The sequence below is a fragment of the Roseburia sp. AM23-20 genome (genome assembly GCF_003470905.1).
Taxonomy (GTDB): domain Bacteria; phylum Bacillota; class Clostridia; order Lachnospirales; family Lachnospiraceae; genus Roseburia; species Roseburia rectibacter.
The window spans coordinates 59552-76183 of record NZ_QRHS01000002.1 but is presented as its reverse complement, the minus strand read 5'-3'; the positions used below and the strand labels follow the sequence as shown (position 1 = coordinate 76183).

20 protein-coding genes and 1 pseudogene are annotated in these 16632 nt (G+C 47.2%); all 21 read left to right on the top strand.

All coding sequences use genetic code 11. The features are described from left to right. The first annotated feature begins 83 nt into the window (after positions 1–83). Positions 84–281 (top strand): hypothetical protein, encoded by a 198-nt coding sequence (locus DW650_RS19915; protein WP_117510753.1) that lies wholly within the window; start codon positions 84–86, stop codon positions 279–281. 19 nt (positions 282–300) lie between these two features. Next, on the top strand, positions 301–501 hold the full coding sequence (locus DW650_RS03245; RefSeq protein ID WP_009245978.1) for a UPF0175 family protein: 201 nt from the start codon (positions 301–303) through the stop codon (positions 499–501). 270 nt (positions 502–771) lie between these two features. Next, entirely contained in the window at positions 772–1293 is a 522-nt protein-coding gene (locus DW650_RS03240; RefSeq protein ID WP_004840611.1) for a type II toxin-antitoxin system PemK/MazF family toxin, read from the top strand. Positions 1294–1597: 304 nt separating this feature from the next. Further along, positions 1598–2758 (top strand): methionine adenosyltransferase, encoded by a 1161-nt coding sequence (metK, locus tag DW650_RS03235; RefSeq protein ID WP_117510751.1) that lies wholly within the window; start codon positions 1598–1600, stop codon positions 2756–2758. Further along, a complete protein-coding gene (locus DW650_RS03230) occupies positions 2758–3729 on the top strand; it encodes a DUF3991 and TOPRIM domain-containing protein (RefSeq protein WP_117510749.1) in 972 nt (323 codons plus the stop codon). The genes metK and DW650_RS03230 overlap by 1 nt, the downstream gene beginning before the upstream one ends. A 5-nt stretch (positions 3730–3734) precedes the next feature. Next, positions 3735–4532, top strand: coding sequence for a hypothetical protein (locus DW650_RS03225; RefSeq protein WP_117510747.1), 798 nt, complete (start codon positions 3735–3737; stop codon positions 4530–4532). Positions 4533–4623: 91 nt separating this feature from the next. Next, a complete protein-coding gene (locus tag DW650_RS03220) occupies positions 4624–5433 on the top strand; it encodes a DNA-methyltransferase (RefSeq protein WP_330410156.1) in 810 nt (269 codons plus the stop codon). A gap of 81 nt (positions 5434–5514) precedes the next feature. Continuing rightward, entirely contained in the window at positions 5515–5841 is a 327-nt protein-coding gene (locus tag DW650_RS03215) for a DUF7768 domain-containing protein (protein ID WP_117510743.1), read from the top strand. A 126-nt stretch (positions 5842–5967) separates the two neighbouring features. Next, positions 5968–6345, top strand: a complete 378-nt coding sequence (locus DW650_RS03210) for a DUF3789 domain-containing protein (RefSeq protein ID WP_117510741.1) — start codon at positions 5968–5970, stop codon at positions 6343–6345. An 8-nt stretch (positions 6346–6353) separates the two neighbouring features. Next, positions 6354–6662 (top strand): plasmid mobilization protein, encoded by a 309-nt coding sequence (locus DW650_RS03205; RefSeq protein WP_009243227.1) that lies wholly within the window; start codon positions 6354–6356, stop codon positions 6660–6662. Beyond that, on the top strand, positions 6663–7937 hold the full coding sequence (locus DW650_RS03200) for a relaxase/mobilization nuclease domain-containing protein (protein ID WP_117510739.1): 1275 nt from the start codon (positions 6663–6665) through the stop codon (positions 7935–7937). A 14-nt stretch (positions 7938–7951) separates the two neighbouring features. Continuing rightward, positions 7952–8755 (top strand): PcfB family protein, encoded by an 804-nt coding sequence (locus DW650_RS03195; protein ID WP_117510737.1) that lies wholly within the window; start codon positions 7952–7954, stop codon positions 8753–8755. A gap of 4 nt (positions 8756–8759) precedes the next feature. After that, positions 8760–9710 carry an ArdC-like ssDNA-binding domain-containing protein gene (locus tag DW650_RS03190; protein WP_117510735.1) on the top strand — a complete coding sequence of 317 codons (951 nt, stop codon included), beginning with the start codon at positions 8760–8762 and terminating at the stop codon, positions 9708–9710. A gap of 86 nt (positions 9711–9796) precedes the next feature. After that, complete coding sequence (locus DW650_RS03185) at positions 9797–10108, top strand: hypothetical protein (RefSeq protein WP_117510733.1); 312 nt, start codon at positions 9797–9799, stop codon at positions 10106–10108. An 18-nt stretch (positions 10109–10126) separates the two neighbouring features. Then, positions 10127–10405 carry a DUF4314 domain-containing protein gene (locus DW650_RS03180; protein WP_117510731.1) on the top strand — a complete coding sequence of 93 codons (279 nt, stop codon included), beginning with the start codon at positions 10127–10129 and terminating at the stop codon, positions 10403–10405. 23 nt (positions 10406–10428) lie between these two features. Next, positions 10429–12165, top strand: a complete 1737-nt coding sequence (locus DW650_RS03175) for a VirD4-like conjugal transfer protein, CD1115 family (RefSeq protein ID WP_118199046.1) — start codon at positions 10429–10431, stop codon at positions 12163–12165. Positions 12166–12173: 8 nt separating this feature from the next. Continuing rightward, positions 12174–12542 (top strand): glutamyl-tRNA amidotransferase, encoded by a 369-nt coding sequence (locus DW650_RS03170; RefSeq protein WP_182397032.1) that lies wholly within the window; start codon positions 12174–12176, stop codon positions 12540–12542. Between the two features lie 63 nt (positions 12543–12605). Beyond that, positions 12606–13445 (top strand): hypothetical protein, encoded by an 840-nt coding sequence (locus tag DW650_RS03165; protein ID WP_044961796.1) that lies wholly within the window; start codon positions 12606–12608, stop codon positions 13443–13445. 14 nt (positions 13446–13459) lie between these two features. Beyond that, positions 13460–13924 (top strand): DUF4313 domain-containing protein, encoded by a 465-nt coding sequence (locus DW650_RS03160; protein ID WP_117510441.1) that lies wholly within the window; start codon positions 13460–13462, stop codon positions 13922–13924. A 6-nt stretch (positions 13925–13930) separates the two neighbouring features. Continuing rightward, entirely contained in the window at positions 13931–14377 is a 447-nt protein-coding gene (locus DW650_RS03155) for a PrgI family protein (RefSeq protein ID WP_117510440.1), read from the top strand. Beyond that, positions 14370–16442: pseudogene (locus DW650_RS03150) on the top strand (VirB4-like conjugal transfer ATPase, CD1110 family); the annotation flags it as partial. The gene DW650_RS03155 and the pseudogene DW650_RS03150, both read left to right, overlap by 8 nt. Positions 16443–16632: the final 190 nt, after the last annotated feature.

The window sequence follows — 16632 nt, the reverse complement described above, 5'->3', positions numbered from 1 at the left end:
AAGAAGTATTTAAAAATAGAAAAACTCTGTTCAATTGTCTAAAAAAGCGTTACAATCATTTCATAAAGACAGGGAGGTGTTCCATGGATCAGAAAGAACAAACAAAGTGCATGGGTTCAGACGAAAAGCAGAAAATGAACGGTGCTATCAATGCCGATTTCATGACTGTGGAAGAGATTCATCAGAAGCTGGATGCAGGATATAAGGATATGGAAAACGGAAGAGTATGGGAGGCATCGGAAGTCTTTGCAGAATTTCGACAGCAGCATGAAACAAAATAAATGTGAAAGGGGGAAGAAGATGCAGGTTGTTATTGAGATACCCAAAGAAGTATTGTACGATACAAAGCAAACGATAGAACAAGCAACAGACTTTGCAAAAAGTGTAACTGCATTAGGATTTTATAAGCAATATGGGGTATCTGTGGAATTGTGTTCCCAGGTTGCTGGCATAACAGAGAAAGAATTTTTATCAGAAGTAAAACGTAGTTTTATAGGATAGCAAAAACCAGATGCGTAGAATGTGAAATACAAGGTCTTTTGTTCTTGACAAGTGTGTCAGAAGCGGTTACACTATGCCTAGTGATCGCACTACAGAAACTTGTGAAGCCTGTAGTCCGGAGAGACTCCTACGGGGGTCTTTTCGTTATTATAGGACAGATAAGAAATGGTTTTGGGTGGTGTAAGACTTATTGAAAAGCCTAAAAAGTAGTTGAAGATACACATTGGGTGAATTATAATGAATTTTATCATATATGAGTAGGTGATGCGAATGAATCAGGAAGCACAGGAATATTATAATATTGCCAGTTGGACAAAAGATAAAGTAAATTACAATCGGGTATCAAAATTTAATACGAATAAACATAGACAGGTTTTACATGGACAAATATGGTTTTGTGATTTGGGATATAACATAGGAACGGAGAAAAATAAAATGCGTCCGGTACTGGTGATGTCCAATAATAAAATCAATAATTCTGAAAAAGTGGTAGTTGTTTGTATTACCGATGCAAAAGGAAAAGTAAACGCAAGATGTTTGCCGATTCAGGATTCATGGTTTTTGTTATATTCTGATACAGAAGATGAAGAAAAGCAAGTGATTCCGGGAAGAACCATACCAGCGTCTATGCATACTTATGAATTTTTGGATAAAGACAGTATGATCCAGTGTGAGGAGATACGTGCAGTTAGTAAGGCAAGGCTGGATGCAAATCGAGGATGTATTGGTACTTTAACACCGGAAGATTTTAATCTTGTAAAAGGAAAATTCAAAAGAGCATACAACCTGTAAAATGTGACTGCTAAAAATTTGTTGACAAAGAGAAGGTAGTTGCATATAATAAAGAAGAACAGAGATACTATGATTAAGTCCCACGCTTGAGCAATCAAGATACAGTGGGTACTTTATAAATGTTTAAACGAAGCCGTAGGACCGTAAGGTATAGCTTCTGGAGGCTCCCCAGTTTATCTGGGGAGTTTTTCTTTGGAAAGATTTATGATAATAAAAAAATGAAAGTAATAAGAAAGCTGGCAGGATATGTTCCCGTGAAAAGGAAGGTATCCTGCCTTTTTTGCATGAAAGAGAGGAAATTCATATGAGAAAATTTTATACAGCAGAAGCAGTAACAGAAGGACATCCGGACAAATTGTGCGACCAGATTGCAGATGCAATTTTGGATGTGTGTCTGAAGAATGATGAAAATTCCAGAGTAGCCTGCGAAGTGCTTGCTACAAAAGGAAATATTATTGTGGCGGGAGAGATTACCAGTGCCTATGAACCGGATGTGTTTGCAGTCGTGCGAAAGGTACTGTCTGATATTGGGTATTCCAGTGAGGGGATTGCAATGGATACCTTTGTCCATCAGCAGAGTCCCGATATCGCAGGGGCAGTCGATACTTCAAAAGAACAAAGGGAAGGAGTGTCTGACAATCAAATGGACTGGTTCCAAGGGGCAGGGGATCAGGGTGTGATGATCGGATATGCCTGTGATGAAACGAAGCAGCTCATGCCCATGCCCGTAGTGCTGGCCAATCGGATTGTCCGGGAATTATCTGCTTGCAGACAAAGCTCTTATATTCAGGGAATTCTGCCCGATGGAAAAGCTCAGGTGACCGTAGAGTATGAAAACGGAAAGCCTGTTCGACTGGGCAGTGTGGTAGTGTCCTGTCAGCATACAGAGGACAAGAATCTGAAGAAACTGGAAGCAGAGATCCGAAAAAAGGTGCTTCTTCCGGCACTTCGTCTCCTTCCGCCAGATGAAGATACAAAAATTTTTATCAATCCATCAGGTCGTTTTGTCTGCGGAGGCATGGATGCGGATACAGGACTGACCGGAAGGAAGCTAATGGTAGATAGTTATGGCAGCATGGTTCCCCATGGCGGCGGAGCATTTTCTGGGAAAGACTGTTCAAAAGTAGACCGTTCGGCAGCGTATATGGCCAGATACATTGCCAAGAACATTGTCGCTGCGAGACTTGCCAGCAGATGTCAGGTGTCTTTGGCCTATGCCATTGGGGTTGCCCAGCCGGTGATGGTGCAGGTGGATACGTTTGGTACGGGGAAGGTGTGTGCCGATGACTGTCTGGAGCTGGCAATCCCGCTGGTGTTTGGGCTGACTCCGAAGCAGATTGTGGATAGCCTGCGCCTTACCCGTCCGATTTTCCGACAGACAGCAGCTTTCGGGCATTTCGGAAGAAAAGAGTTTCCGTGGGAGCGCACCGATAAGGTCGAGGCTCTTCGCAATGCGGTAATCTGATGGCTTGGGTTACCGAAGAAGAATATCAGGCAGCCAAGCAGGTGAGAGCTTATGAGTATCTGCAGACATACCAGCCGGGGAGATTGAAGAAAACAAGGACAAGAAACGAATGGCAGCTTCAGGACCATGACAGTTTTAAGATCAATGAGATCACAAGTAAATGGCATTGGAAATCCAGGGATATCGGTGGAATGTCTGCCCTTCGGTTTTTGATGCAGGTAGATGGCATGGGATATACGGAAGCCGTAAAAATCCTGTGTGAGCAGACGCCTGTGTATGTTCCCAGAGCAGAACCAGCGCCCAGGAAGAAGCTCTTTTCCCTGCCCCTGCCCAATGACAGCTTTTACCGGGTGCGGAGATATTTGAACCAAAGGGGAATTCGGGATGATGTTCTGGATTACTGTGTGCAGCTTGGAATCCTGTATGAGAGCGCCCCATATCATAACGCTGTTTTTGTTGGACTGGATGAACAGGAACATGCAAAGTATGCTTTCCTGCGAGGAATCAATGATAATCGGGGAAAGAGCTTTCGGATGGAACAGGAAAGCAGTGAAAAACAATATAGTTTTTGTGTTCCACCTTTAGGGAAAAGCTGCCGGGTGGCAGTATATGAAGCTTGCATTGACGCCCTTGCTCACATGACACTGGAAGATGGACGGACCGATAAGTACCGCCTGTCTCTGGGCGGGATTGCAGCACCAAAAGAAGGTGCGGAACAAGCAACGAAGAAGACGAAACGCCCGGAGGCATTGGAACATTTCCTAAAAGAGCATTCAGAGGTGACAGAGATTGAAATCTGCACCGATAATGATTTTGCCGGGCGATGGGCATGCGAGCAGTTAAAGGAGCAGTATGGGAAAAATTATACCGTGGTCTGTAACTTACCTCAGATAGAAGGAGCCGATTATGGAGATCTGGCAAAACAGGCATGGGAAAAACAGCAGAAACAGCGAAGGGAACGAGGGAGGTGAGACAAATGGAAGATACTTTAAAAATTGAATTATTGACACCACTGACAGGAACATTTCTTCCAAATGAGATGGAAGAAGATTGGGAAGGAGAGAAATATCATGAATTAGAAGAAGAACAGGTACTCTTTGATGGAGCAGATTTGATACCGTATGTTTCTGAAATTCAAGAGAAGATTGCGGAATATAGCCGTGTCGGACATGAGGATGATAAGACAGATAATCTGATGGATTATTTTGATGGAAGTGCTGCCATCAAAGAAAAAGTGTTATCCGCAGTTCCATCCGTGAAAGAAGCTGATGGAGTGTTATATGGCTGTACAATCTTAGAACTAAAGGAGTATCTGGAAACGGAAGAATTATCGGAACTGTGTGAATATCTTACCGGACAATATAGTGATGGATGGGGAGAAGGCTTTGAACAGCAGGAGATTCCGGTAGAGGGTGGTGAACTGTGTGTACACTTTTGGCGTCCAATGGATTTTGAATTTCAACAGGCCAAACCAGAAGTCTCAAAAGAAAAGTCGGAGAAACAAGAAAATCAGGCAAATGTTCCGAAACGCCCGAAGATGCAGCTCGTGGGACAGGATGGAAATGTGTTCTCTATTCTGGCAAGGGCAAATAAACTGCTTCAGGAAAATGGGCAGGAACCAGCAGCGAAGGAAATGATTGCACGTGTCCAAAAATCAGAGAACTATTATCAGGCGCTTCATATCATCAGTGAGTATGTAGAAACAGAACTGAGCAAAGATTTTCAGAAAGCCACCAAGACCCAAAAGAAATGTGGGAAGGAAGAATGCCGATGAAGTTATCTTTTGTCACATCAAAGGAGATGTGGGAAGAAAAGCAACAAAAAGTAAAAAACAGCCGGAGCGCTGATAAGAAAGGATGATGCCTATGGAAAATACCCTGCAGTTAGGGAACTTATTGAAAGAAGGAACATACCCGGAGGAATATACCGGAGGGAAAAACTGGACAATTTTACATGGAGATACGCTGAAACTGGTGAAAGCATTTCAGCCGGGAATCTTTGATGCAGTCATCACCGATCCGCCTTATGCGTCCGGGGGAACAAAACAGAATGAGCGAAATCGCACGACCAACCAGAAATACAGCAGTATGAAAGCGGAAAATGCCCTGCCGGATTTTGATGGGGATAATAAGGACCAGCGTTCCTGGACTCACTGGATGGCAGAATGGCTGTATGATGTGCGAAAAGCCTGCAAGACAGGCGCACCGATCTGCTTGTTTATTGACTGGAGACAGTATCCATCCATTACCGATGCCCTTCAGTGGGCAGGCTGGATCTGGAGAGGAACTGCAGTGTGGGATAAGGGAAACTCCCGACCTCAGAAGGGGCGCTTTCGCCAGCAGGCTGAGTATATTGTGTGGGGCAGTAATGGCCCGATGCCGATCAGCCGTCCGGTGTCCTGCCTTCCCGGTGTGTTCCGTTATGGAAATCCCCAGAATCGTATCCATGTAACAGAAAAGCCTCTGCAGCTTATGAAGGATGTAATTCAGATTTGTGAGCCGGGTGGTAGAATTTTAGACCCTTTCTCCGGAGCCGGGACAACCATCCTTGCGGCGGTGGAGGAAGGTTATGAGGCAGTAGGCATTGAAGTGACCGATGCTTATTATAAGCTGGGCAGTGACCGTGTGAAGTTTGCACTGGAAGCAAAAGAAAACGAAGAAGAAAAGGAAGAGTAACGAGGGCATCCACATGGATGTCCAAATTTATTTCTGAAGAAGAAAAGTGCATCCACGTGGATGCAGGAAAGGAGTGAGGCGATGGAACAGGCGATGGCCTATGTGTGTTGTTCTGCAGAAGAGAGCAGAGTGAAGGTGCAACGATATTGCCGGAAGATTTATGAGTTGGGATATGTGCCCATTTGTCCGAGGTTTGGATTTCTTCCTTTTTTGGATGAAGGGGAAGCCGAAGATTCGCAGGCATACAACCGGATGTCCCACTTAATCTTAAAGCGGTGCCGGATGGTGGTGGTCTGTGGAAAAGAGGTTACTGGAACAATGAATACCGATATCAGTACAGCAGACCGATTGCATATCATTTGCACCACATTAGATGGATTGATCAAGATTAAAGAAAAGGAATCATAATCGATTCTGCATGGGGGAGTCGATGGAAATCGATGGAACTGGTTTTGCAAGCATAGCGTTTGGATATCCAAACGCACTTTGGGGAGAACCCCAATCCCCCGGCAGTCGAGAAAGGAGAGAAGTGAAATGTTTTTTGCAGGAATGGCTCTTGGGATAGTGGCAGGCGCAGCCTTTGGCATTGGGATCATGTGCTGTGTAGTTGCCGGAAAGCAGGAGGATCAGCAGATGGAACAGATACGGGTTCGCAGACAGAAACAGGGAGAACCAAAACAGATCCAGTTCCGAGATATGGAAGGGAGAAAAAGGTTCTCCCTTTTGGATGGGGAAAGTCTTTGCATGATGGCAGAGGACGGAACGAAAGAGATTGGGATCTGCCGCTTTGTGGATGAAAAGCAGGTAGATGTGAATGGGCAGGTCTGGGAAATCGGGGAATTCCTTTGGCAGATGGAACGCAGAGGGATTCAGGTGTATCCCTTAGAGACAGCAGAAAAGAAGAAAAGGTAGGTGGTTGAATGAGAAAACGAAACCATGTAGTTCCTGTCCGTCTGAATGCGAAAGAACTTCGGCATTTGGACGGGCAGGTCGCAAAGAGTGGACTAAGCAGGGAGGAATTTTTACGATCTCTGATCTTAGGCGCACAGCTTCAGACAAAGCCCTGTGAGCATCACGCAGAACTTCTTCGAAAGATTGCGGGGCTTTGCAACAATGCCAACCAGCTTGCCCATGTTGCCAATGGAACAGGGATGGCAGGGGAAGCCAGCGTACAGGAAATGCTCCGGATTTCCAAAGAGACCTGGCGTCTGGTGAAAGAGGAATGGTAGATGGCATATACCAGCGTCCTCCCCGTCCACCGCCTGGAGCGTTCCATCGACTATGTGAAGGACCGGACGAAGACCACCAAGAGCGCCGGCTCTTTGGAAGAAGCCATTGATTATGCATTAAACCGGGAAAAAACAGAAGAGACCATTTTTGAGGATGCCATGGGGTGTACCTGTGAAAATGCCTATGCGGATATGGTAAAGACCAAAGAGCGCTTCCATAAGAAAGGCGGGGTACAGGGTTATCATTTGGTGCAGAGCTTTGCAAAAGGGGAAGTATCCCCCGAACTGGCACATCTGATTGGACAGGAGCTGGCAGAGCAGTTATTGAAAGGGCAGTTTGAAGTGGTAATCACCACCCATTTGAATACCAGTCATTACCATAATCATCTGGTATGGAATTCAGTGAGTATGGTGGATGGGAAGAAATACCATAGCAATGCCAAAAGTTATTTTACCGAAGTGCGCCGGATTTCGGATGACTTATGCAGGAAATACGGCCTTTCCGTGATCCAGACGAACCAGGGGAAAGCCATGCACTATGCCCAGTGGAAAGCAGAAGCAGAAGGGAAACCTACCTGGAGGACTGCCATCCGCATGGATATCCGGGATGCCATTGGCGTGAGCTTTTCCTGGAGTCAGTTTGTAAAAGAAATGGAGAAGCGGGGCTATACCTGGAAGCTGAACCGGAAGTATCCGGCATTAAAGACACCGGATATGGAGAGGTATGTCCGTCTGCGTTCCTTGGGAAAGGGCTATGGGGAGGCAGAAATCCGGGAGAAGATCCTGCGTCCAAAGATCCAACAGGTGTATGGAAACACACAGGTGCAGTCTCCAAAGAGGAAACTTACCGGACTTCAAAAGCTGTATTTTTCTTATCTGTATCGGATGGGAGTGCTTCAGCAGAAGCCGAAACGGATTTCTTATGCGGTCCGTTCCGATATCCGAAAACTGGATCTGCGCATCCGGCAGATGGAGTTTTTGCAAAAAGAAGGGATCACCACCAGGGAAGAGCTGGCAGCATACCGGAAACCTTTGGAGGAACAGGTACTTTCCTTGATGAAGGAGCGAAGAACGCTATACCGAAAAGAGCCGGGAAGTATGCGGATTCAGGAGATCAACGGGGAATTAAAAGAACTTCGGAAGAAGATCCGTTTAAGCCAGCAGATCGAAATCCAGTCGAAAGAGATGGAAGAGAGGTTAAAACGGGCAAAAGAACAGGAGCAGGTACAGGAATCGTCCGGGAAACAACGAAGGGAAGAAGAACGGAAGCGGTAAGGAGGTGAGAGCGTATGAACTATGGCGGTGATGCGGCAGATCAGATCGTCCGGTATTCCATGGAAGGCATGGAACACACGTTACGGATCAGCGGGAGCATTGCAAAGAATCTGGCGGTGCTGATCGTTGCAGTAATGAAGGACCAGAAAAAGACCAGGGGAAAGACCAACCTGCTTCGGATGTTAAAGGAACAGCGGGCAATGAAATTTTTCACCATTCCCCATGACAGGCTGCGGGAGTTTGCAGGGGAAGCCAAATCCAGGGGGCTTTTGTATGTGGTCATCCGGGATAAGAAGAATCCCCAGTTTTCCGAGATCATGGTGTTTGCCGATGATGCGGCAAAGGTGAACCGGGTGCTGGACAAGATGAATCTGGACTTTGTAAAATCCGAAGCCGGGGAAGCGGTTGTGGAACAAGCGCCAGTCCAGGAAGCAGAGCGTGTGATTGATGCAGAGTTTACCGAGAAAACCGAAGCAAAGGAAGAACTTCCGGTGAAGACCGAAAAGGTGGTGCTGCCGGAAGGGACCATTGAGTTTGAACTGGATGAAGAAGAGCATCTGTTTGATGTAGGGGAAGTCTCTCCTTCGGAGGGAAATTTTACCCAGGCGGAGAAGGCAGGGAATCTGTCCGGACCTTCCTCGCACAGCAGCGGTTCTTTTTCCGGGCAGGAAACTAGCTGGAAAGGGGAGAAACCATCTGTCCGGCAGGAATTAAAAAAGATTGAAACGGAACAGAAACAGCGGCAGAAGAAACAGCAGAGCCGGAGAAAACCGAGAAATCAGCAGAGAAAGAAACAGAAGAAAGTGAAAGGCAGGTAAGGCTATGGATTTAACGAACATGATCCCTGGTGGGGCAGGGGAAGAAAAAACTCCACAACAGCAGTTATCAAAAGAAGAATATGCAGCCATGAAAAAACAGCAGAGGGAAGAGGTGTGGGCAGAGGTAGATGCCCAGGCCCAGGCGGTGTTCCAAAACGGGGATTCTTTAAAGGGATTTTTAGATTTTATGGCGCAGTGCAATACGCAGAAAACACCTAATCTTCTGTTGATCTACGGACAGAATCCAGAGGCAACGGTGGTAAAATCCTATGATTACTGGAAAAAAGAACACCGTTCTCCGAAATCCGGGGTGCATGGCTACACCTATATGGTCAGTACGGAATATGAAAAAGATGGGGAGATGCGGACAGGCTATGCCATCGGTAAAGGATTTGACATCAGCCAGATGTCTGGGAAACCGCTGGAGGAACGTCCACAGCGTTCCATGGAAGAACTGATCCATGCAGTCTTAAAGGATCAGCCAGTGCGGATGCAGATTGCAGACAATCTGCCGGAGGGCATTCAGGCACAGTATATCCCGAAACAGCGTACCGTCTATGTGCGCAACGGAATGGATGAGAATACAACGTTCCATGCAGTGAACCGGGAACTGGCCTGTGCCGCCCTGGATCAGCATGATGGGAACTATGCAAGGAAGAAGGTGAATGCCCAGGCATACTGTGCCGCGTATGTGATCGGCAAGCGGTATGGGGCAGAGGTTTCCGGTTTCCAGTTTGGAAAAGTGGCAGAGATGCAGGCAAACGGACAGAAAGATCCTCAGGAATTAAGGGGGTTTTTGAATGATGTGCGTCAGGCAGCCTATACCATCCGCAACCATATGGAACGAAATTTCGGGGAACAGGAGCAGACCTTTTCCAAGGATGCGTTTTCCTTTGAGGAACCGCCAAAGCAGACACCGAAGAAGGAGAAAAAAGAGAAACAGCCGGAGCGATAGGTTCTTAAAAAAAGTTCCGCCGTTGGGATAGCTATTGGGAGATTCTTGTGGTATGTTGGGTGTAACAAAGACAGGAGGGAATGCGGATGGCAGATTACTATTTAAAAACGGATAACATCATGAAAAATATGTTTGTGGTGGCACTCAAAGATGAGCTGGCAGCTCAGAGCCAAAGGGGAACGGTTCACCCAGAGACAGAAGCCATGCTGCAGAAAGTCCGAGCCTATGAGCTTTCCGAGAAAAGGCTTCCCATCACCACAGAGGAACAGCGGGAACTTCGCAATGCCCTTAATCGGCTGCGGGACAAGTATCTGGCCATGGGTAGGTACAGTGATGGCATTGACAGCGTGATCTTAAAGGTCATGAAACCAAACACCAGCAGGCGCTTCTTCTGGTAACAGAAGGGAGGGATGTCTATGAGGATATATGATCAAAAACAAGTGGAACAATTACGAAAGCGGTATCCGAAAGGAACAAGGCTCTGCCTGGACTTTATGGACGAGCCGGGGATGTCGCCGGGATTACAGGGAACGGTAGCATTTATCGATGATGCCGGGCAGATTCACATGCATTGGGAGAATGGGCGAAGCCTTGCCCTGATCCCCGGAGAGGATTCTTTTCATAGGATAGACGGACCAGCAAACGAAGTGCCAAAGAGTGAAAAAGCGAAGAAGGAGAGAAGCCCGCAGAGGTAGCATGGAAACGTGCGGATCTTTGGGTGTGGCTGCTGTTTCTGCCCGTTGTCTGGTGGGCAGGCGCCATCACTGCCTGTGCCATAAAACCGGATACCAATCTGTTACAGATCTTACAAGTGCTGACCGAAAAACTGGATCAGCCTTTTTCTATTTCTTATACACCGTACACGCTGCGGTGTATGTTCACATTCACAATCGCCTATGTGTTAGGCATCGGTATTTATTATTCCCAGAAGAGAAACTATCGAAGAGGGGTGGAGCATGGCTCTGCCAAATGGGGTGATGCAGCTTCCATCTGCAAGCGTTACCGGGACAAGCGGTACACCCAGAATCTCATTTTAACCCAGAACTTCCGCATGGGATTGGACTGCTATAAGCACAAACGAAACTTAAATGTTTTGGTGGTGGGCGGTTCCGGTGCAGGAAAAAGCCGGGCATATGCTGTAGTCAACATTATGCAGTGTAACTGTTCCATGGTGATTACCGATCCCAAAGGAGAGCTTCTGCGGAAAACCGGAGGACTACTGGAGCGGGAAGGATATGAAGTGCGGGTGTTTGACCTCATCAATCCGGAAAACTCTTTTTGTTACAATCCCTTTGCTTATGTGCGGGATGACAAGGATGTGCTAAAACTCATCAACAACCTGATCCGAAACACCACGCCGAAAGGAGCGCAGAGTTCGGATCCGTTTTGGGAGAAAAGTGAGACTGCCTTGCTGCAGGCGCTCATGCTGTATCTTCTGCATGAAGCACCGCCGGAGGAACAGAACTTCTCCATGATCATGGAAATGTTAGGTTCTGCCCAGGTAAAAGAGGACGATGAGGAATACCAGTCTCCGCTGGATATCCTGTTTGAACGTTTGGAGATGCGAAATCCGGAAAGCATTGCAGTCAAGCAGTATGCGATTTACAAGCAGGCGGCAGGAAAGACCGCAAAGTCGATCCTGATCTCCGTAGGCGTCCGTCTGGCTGCGTTCAATTTAAAACAGATCGCCAATCTGACCTGTACCGATGAACTGGATCTTTACAGCATCGGGGAGAAAAAGGTGGCGCTGTTTTGCTGTATTCCGGATGCAGATACCAGTCTCAACTATCTGGTGGGCATGATCTACAGTAACCTGTTCCAGACCCTTTACTATGTGGCAGACCGGAAATACCATGGGAAACTGCCCATTCCGGTACACTGCATCATGGATGAGTGGCCCAACGTGGCATTGCCCGATGACTTCGATAAGCTGCTGGCAACCATGCGGTCGCGCGCAATTTCCTGCAGTATCATCATTCAGAACATCGCCCAGATGAAAGCCTTGTTTAAGGACAGCTGGGAAAGTCTCATAGGGAATTGCGATGAATTTTTATACCTGGGCGGGAATGAAAAAGAGGGGCATAAATATGTCTCAGAACTACTGGGAAAAGAAACGTTGGATACCAATACCTACGGGCAGACCAAGGGGAGAAGCGGAAGTTATTCTGTGAATTTCCAACAGTCTGGAAGAGAACTTCTTACCCCGGATGAAGTGCGACTTTTGGATAACCGGAAAGCGGTGCTGCTGGTGCGTGGGGAGCATCCCATTTTGGATGAGAAATACGATTTGCATAAGCATGTGAATGTGAAATATACCGAGGATGGCGGTGCGCCTCCATATGATTATGCGAAAGCACCGCTGTCCCATGAAGATGTAACCATTGATACCAGGAGACTGGATGATTATGAACTGCTCTCAGCTGAGGAGATCCTCGGAGGGGAGCAGTCTTTTTGATTGGAGGAATGCCATTGAAGAAAACAAATGAAATGCCAAAGAATCAAACAGGAAGCCATGCCATTGTACCGAAACGGATGGGAAAAGGGTCAAAATATCCCTTTGCCTTTTATGTGGCGCTGGTGCTGTCTATGACCGTAGGGGCAATGCCGGTGCTTGCTGCCGGAGATCCGCTGGCGGTTATTAATAACCTGTCCACCTTTATCTTTTCCCTGATCCGGGCCATCGGTCTGATCTTATTGGGATTTGGTGTGGTACAGGTAGGCTTGAGCCTAAAGAGCCACGATCCCAGCCAGAGAGCCAACGGGTTTCTGACGCTGGCAGGCGGCGTCATCATCACTTTCGCAAAAGAAATCCTGGACCTGATCGTTGGGTAGCAGGAAGAAATGGAAAGGGGCGGGGAGAGATTCTTCCTGCCCCGGCAAAGGAGGTGAAGCTGTTTGAGTGATAACTGGATCGTGCAGAACCTAAACTCTGCACTGAACACCTGGAATGAGAAGCTGGCAGAAATCTGGACACTGCTTACCCAAAGCCCGGAATCTTTTAAGGGGGGAGATATTTGGAGTGTCATCACTGGAATCAACGGAGCGCTGACCGCCATTGGTTATGGGCTGTTAGTCTTGTTTTTTGCTGCCGGGATTGTCAAGACCTGTGGCAGCTTTACGGATATGAAGAAGCCGGAGCATGCCCTCAAAGCCTTTATCCGGTTTGCTCTGGCACAAGGCGCCATTATGTATGGCATGGAACTGATGACAGCGCTGTTTTCCATTGTGCAGGGGATTGTGTCCACCATCATGGCACAGTCGGGCATGACAAACGGGGGTGTGACAGAACTTCCGGCAGAGATCGTGGAAAAGATTGAAGCGGTGGGAATGCTGGAATCCATTCCCTTGTGGATTGTGACCTTGCTGGGAAGTCTTTTGATTACGGTACTGTCCTTCATTATGATCCTTACCGTATATGGAAGGATGTTCAAGCTGTATATGTACACTGCCATTGCACCCATCCCCATTTCCACTTTTGCGGGAGAACCCTCCCAGTCGGTGGGAAAGAACTTTATCAAGTCCTATGCGGGAGTGTGTCTGGAAGGGGCGATCATTGCACTGGCCTGCATTATCTTTTCCGTATATGCTGCCAGTCCGCCGGCAGTAGGGGACACCTCTTTAAGTGCGGTGACCATTGTGTGGAATTATATCGGAGAGTTGGTGTTTAACTTATTGGTACTGGTTGGGGCGGTAAAAGCATCCGACCGGATTGTGAAAGAAATGATGGGATTATAGGAGGAAGTAAAACCATGAATGAGAAGAAAAATAGAAACGATAGAAAGACTTTGCCATTCCCTTGGGAATACGGGCAGGAAGAAATTACTTTGAAGGTATCCAGCTATGCTTACGGAAACGGACTTGCGATTTTGATGTATTGCCAGGAAGAAGGGGAGTTGGAATTGTTTGATGATCTGACGGTAAATCTTCCGGGAGGATATAGTCTGGAACCCCAAGAGGCATTTATAAGTGGTGATTTTACAAAGGACAAGCTGGCATTCATCGAAAAGAACAGGCTGGGAAACAGACTGCCGGGACAGGCCCGGTCAGGCTTTGCTACCTACACTCCGGTGTCGTTTGACCTTTCAAGGCTTGCCCAGTATGACCGGGAAGGAGTGGAAGAATATTGCAGACAATGGGGACTGGATGTGCCAAAAGAGCCGGAAAAAGACCAAGGGAAACTTACAGGCAAAAAGAAAAGAGAAAGAGAGAGATAAAAATATATGGAAGTAAAAATGAATAAAGAAATCCGCAACTATCAGGAGTCCATGTTTATGGGACTGAACCTGCGACAGTGCATCTTTTCCCTGCTTGCCATTCTTGTGGCAGTAGGGATTTATTTTGGTCTGGGAGACTATGTGGGGCAGGAAATGACCGGGTGGCTGTGTATTCTTGGTGCTGCCCCTTTCGCAGCCTGTGGGTTCTTCCAGTATCATGGCATGAATGCAGAGCAGTTTGCCTGGGCATATATCAAGTCCGAATTTTTATACCCCAAGCGATTGCTGTTTCAAAGCGAGGATCTGTACCATGCCTGCATGGAAGAGACTATGAGTCTTGGAGAAAAGACCAGGGGAGATGGCGCTGTTCTTTTGAAAAAGCGGGAACAGCGGGCAAGGAAAAAACAGATGAAGCAGAAAAAGAAGGCAGGAAGGAGTGGTGCGTTTGATTAAAACCTTACAGCAGGCATTAAAAATGGACCGGGAGAAGTTCAAAGTCCCAAGGTCTGTTCAGCAGGCGATTCCCATCCAGCGGATCTGGCCGGATGGGGTGTTCCAGTCCGGGACGAAATTTTCCAAATCTTTTCGGTTTTCGGATATCAACTATGCCATTGCAAGCAAAGAAGATAAAACGGAAATGTTCTTAGATTACAGCGAGTTGTTAAATGCTTTGGATTCCGGCGCATCTGCCAAGATCACCCTGAACAACAGAAGAATCAATAAGGAAGAGTTTGAAGCCTCCCTGCTGTTGCCGATGAAAGAGGACGGGCTGGATACATACCGGAAGGAATACAACGAAATGCTGTTATCCAAGGTCAGCGGCACCAACAACAGCATTTATCAGGAACGGTATCTGACGGTCAGTGTCCATAAGAAGAACATTGATGAGGCAAGAACCTATTTCGCCCGTGTGGGAACGGATATCATCACCCATCTGAGCAAGCTGTCCTCTATTGGGGAAGAACTGGATGCGGAACAGCGCCTGCAGATCTTCCGGGATTTCTTTCAGGCAGATCAGCCCCAGTGTTTTCCCTTTGATATGAAGGCATTTGCCAAACGGGGGAGCAGTTTCAAAGACTGGATTTGTCCCCAGTCCATGGAATTTTCCAAAGACTGTTTCAAGATCAACGAGCGGTACGGGCGGGTGCTGTATATGCAGGATTATGCCAGTTATGTGAAAGATGACATGATTTCGGAATTATGTGATTTGAGCCGAGATTTGATGCTGTCCATTGACATCCTCCCGGTGCCAACCGATGAGGCGGTAAGGGAAATCCAGAACAGACTTCTGGGCGTGGAAACGAATGTGACCAACTGGCAGAGACGCCAGAATGCCAATAATAACTTTTCTGCCATTGTGCCCTATGACATGGAACTGCAGAGAAAAGAGACCAAAGAGATGCTGGATGACCTGACCACCAGGGATCAGCGGATGATGTTCGGCATCCTTACCATGGTGCATATGGCAGACAGCAAGAAACAGTTGGATTCGGATACGGAAAGCATCTTATCCGTGGCAAGAAAGCATTTGTGCCAGATGGCAACTTTGAAGTGGCAGCAAGTGGATGGCTTGAATACGGTACTGCCTTATGGCATCCGAAAGATCAATGCCCTGCGAACCTTGACCACAGAGTCCACTGCAGTATTGATCCCGTTCCATACCCAGGAGATCATGCAGCCGGGTGGTATTTACTATGGGCAGAATGCGGTGAGCAAAAATATGCTGGTGGCAGATCGGAGGAAACTTCTGAACGGAAATTCTTTCCGTCTGGGTGTCAGCGGTTCGGGAAAGAGTTTCTCAGCAAAAGAAGAGATTGTGGACCTTGCCTTGTCTACGGAAGATGACATCCTCATCTTAGATCCGGAGTCAGAATTCGGTTCCTTGGTGGAAGCGCTGAATGGGGAAGTCATTTCCATTTCTGCAACGTCCCATACCCATCTGAATGCATTGGATATGGATTCTGCCTATGGAAATGATAAGAATCCGCTGATTGAAAAGTCGGAATTTATCCTGTCTTTGTTTGAGCAGTTAGTAGGGGCAGGAAATCTGTCTGCCAAGGAGAAATCCATCCTGGACCGCTGTACCGCAGATGTGTACCGGGAATATATCCGAAGCGGTTATAAAAGCGAAGTGCCGACCTTGAAGGATCTGTACCGCCAGCTCATGCTCCAGCCGGAAGAAGAGGCCAGAGGGCTTGCCTTGTCTTCGGAACTGTTTATCAACGGAAGCCTGAATACCTTTGCACAGAAAACCAATGTGGATACGAAGAACCGTATCATTGCCTATGATATCCGGGAACTGGGAGAGCAGCTCATGCCTCTTGGGATGCTGGTTACCTTGGACAGTATTTTCAATCGGGTAATCCAGAACTGGAAGAAGGGAAAGACCACCTGGATCTTTGCCGATGAGTTTTATCTCTTGTTCCGGTATCAATACAGTGCTGACTTTTTCTACCGGCTCTACAAGAGAATCCGTAAATACCAGGGATTTGTGACAGGTTTAACGCAGAACGTGGAGGTGCGCCCAGATAGGGCATTGTGTAAAGTAGCGTAGGTGCTACCGCTTACGATAGTGAGCGAATCAACTCACCTTACCGACTTGGTGGAAACACCATACGGGAACATCGCATGGTGAGAAAGGGGTTAGTCACCAAAAGGCTTTAGGTGCGACTGCACTCCAATGATAAGAAGATATGAGGACTAGATTG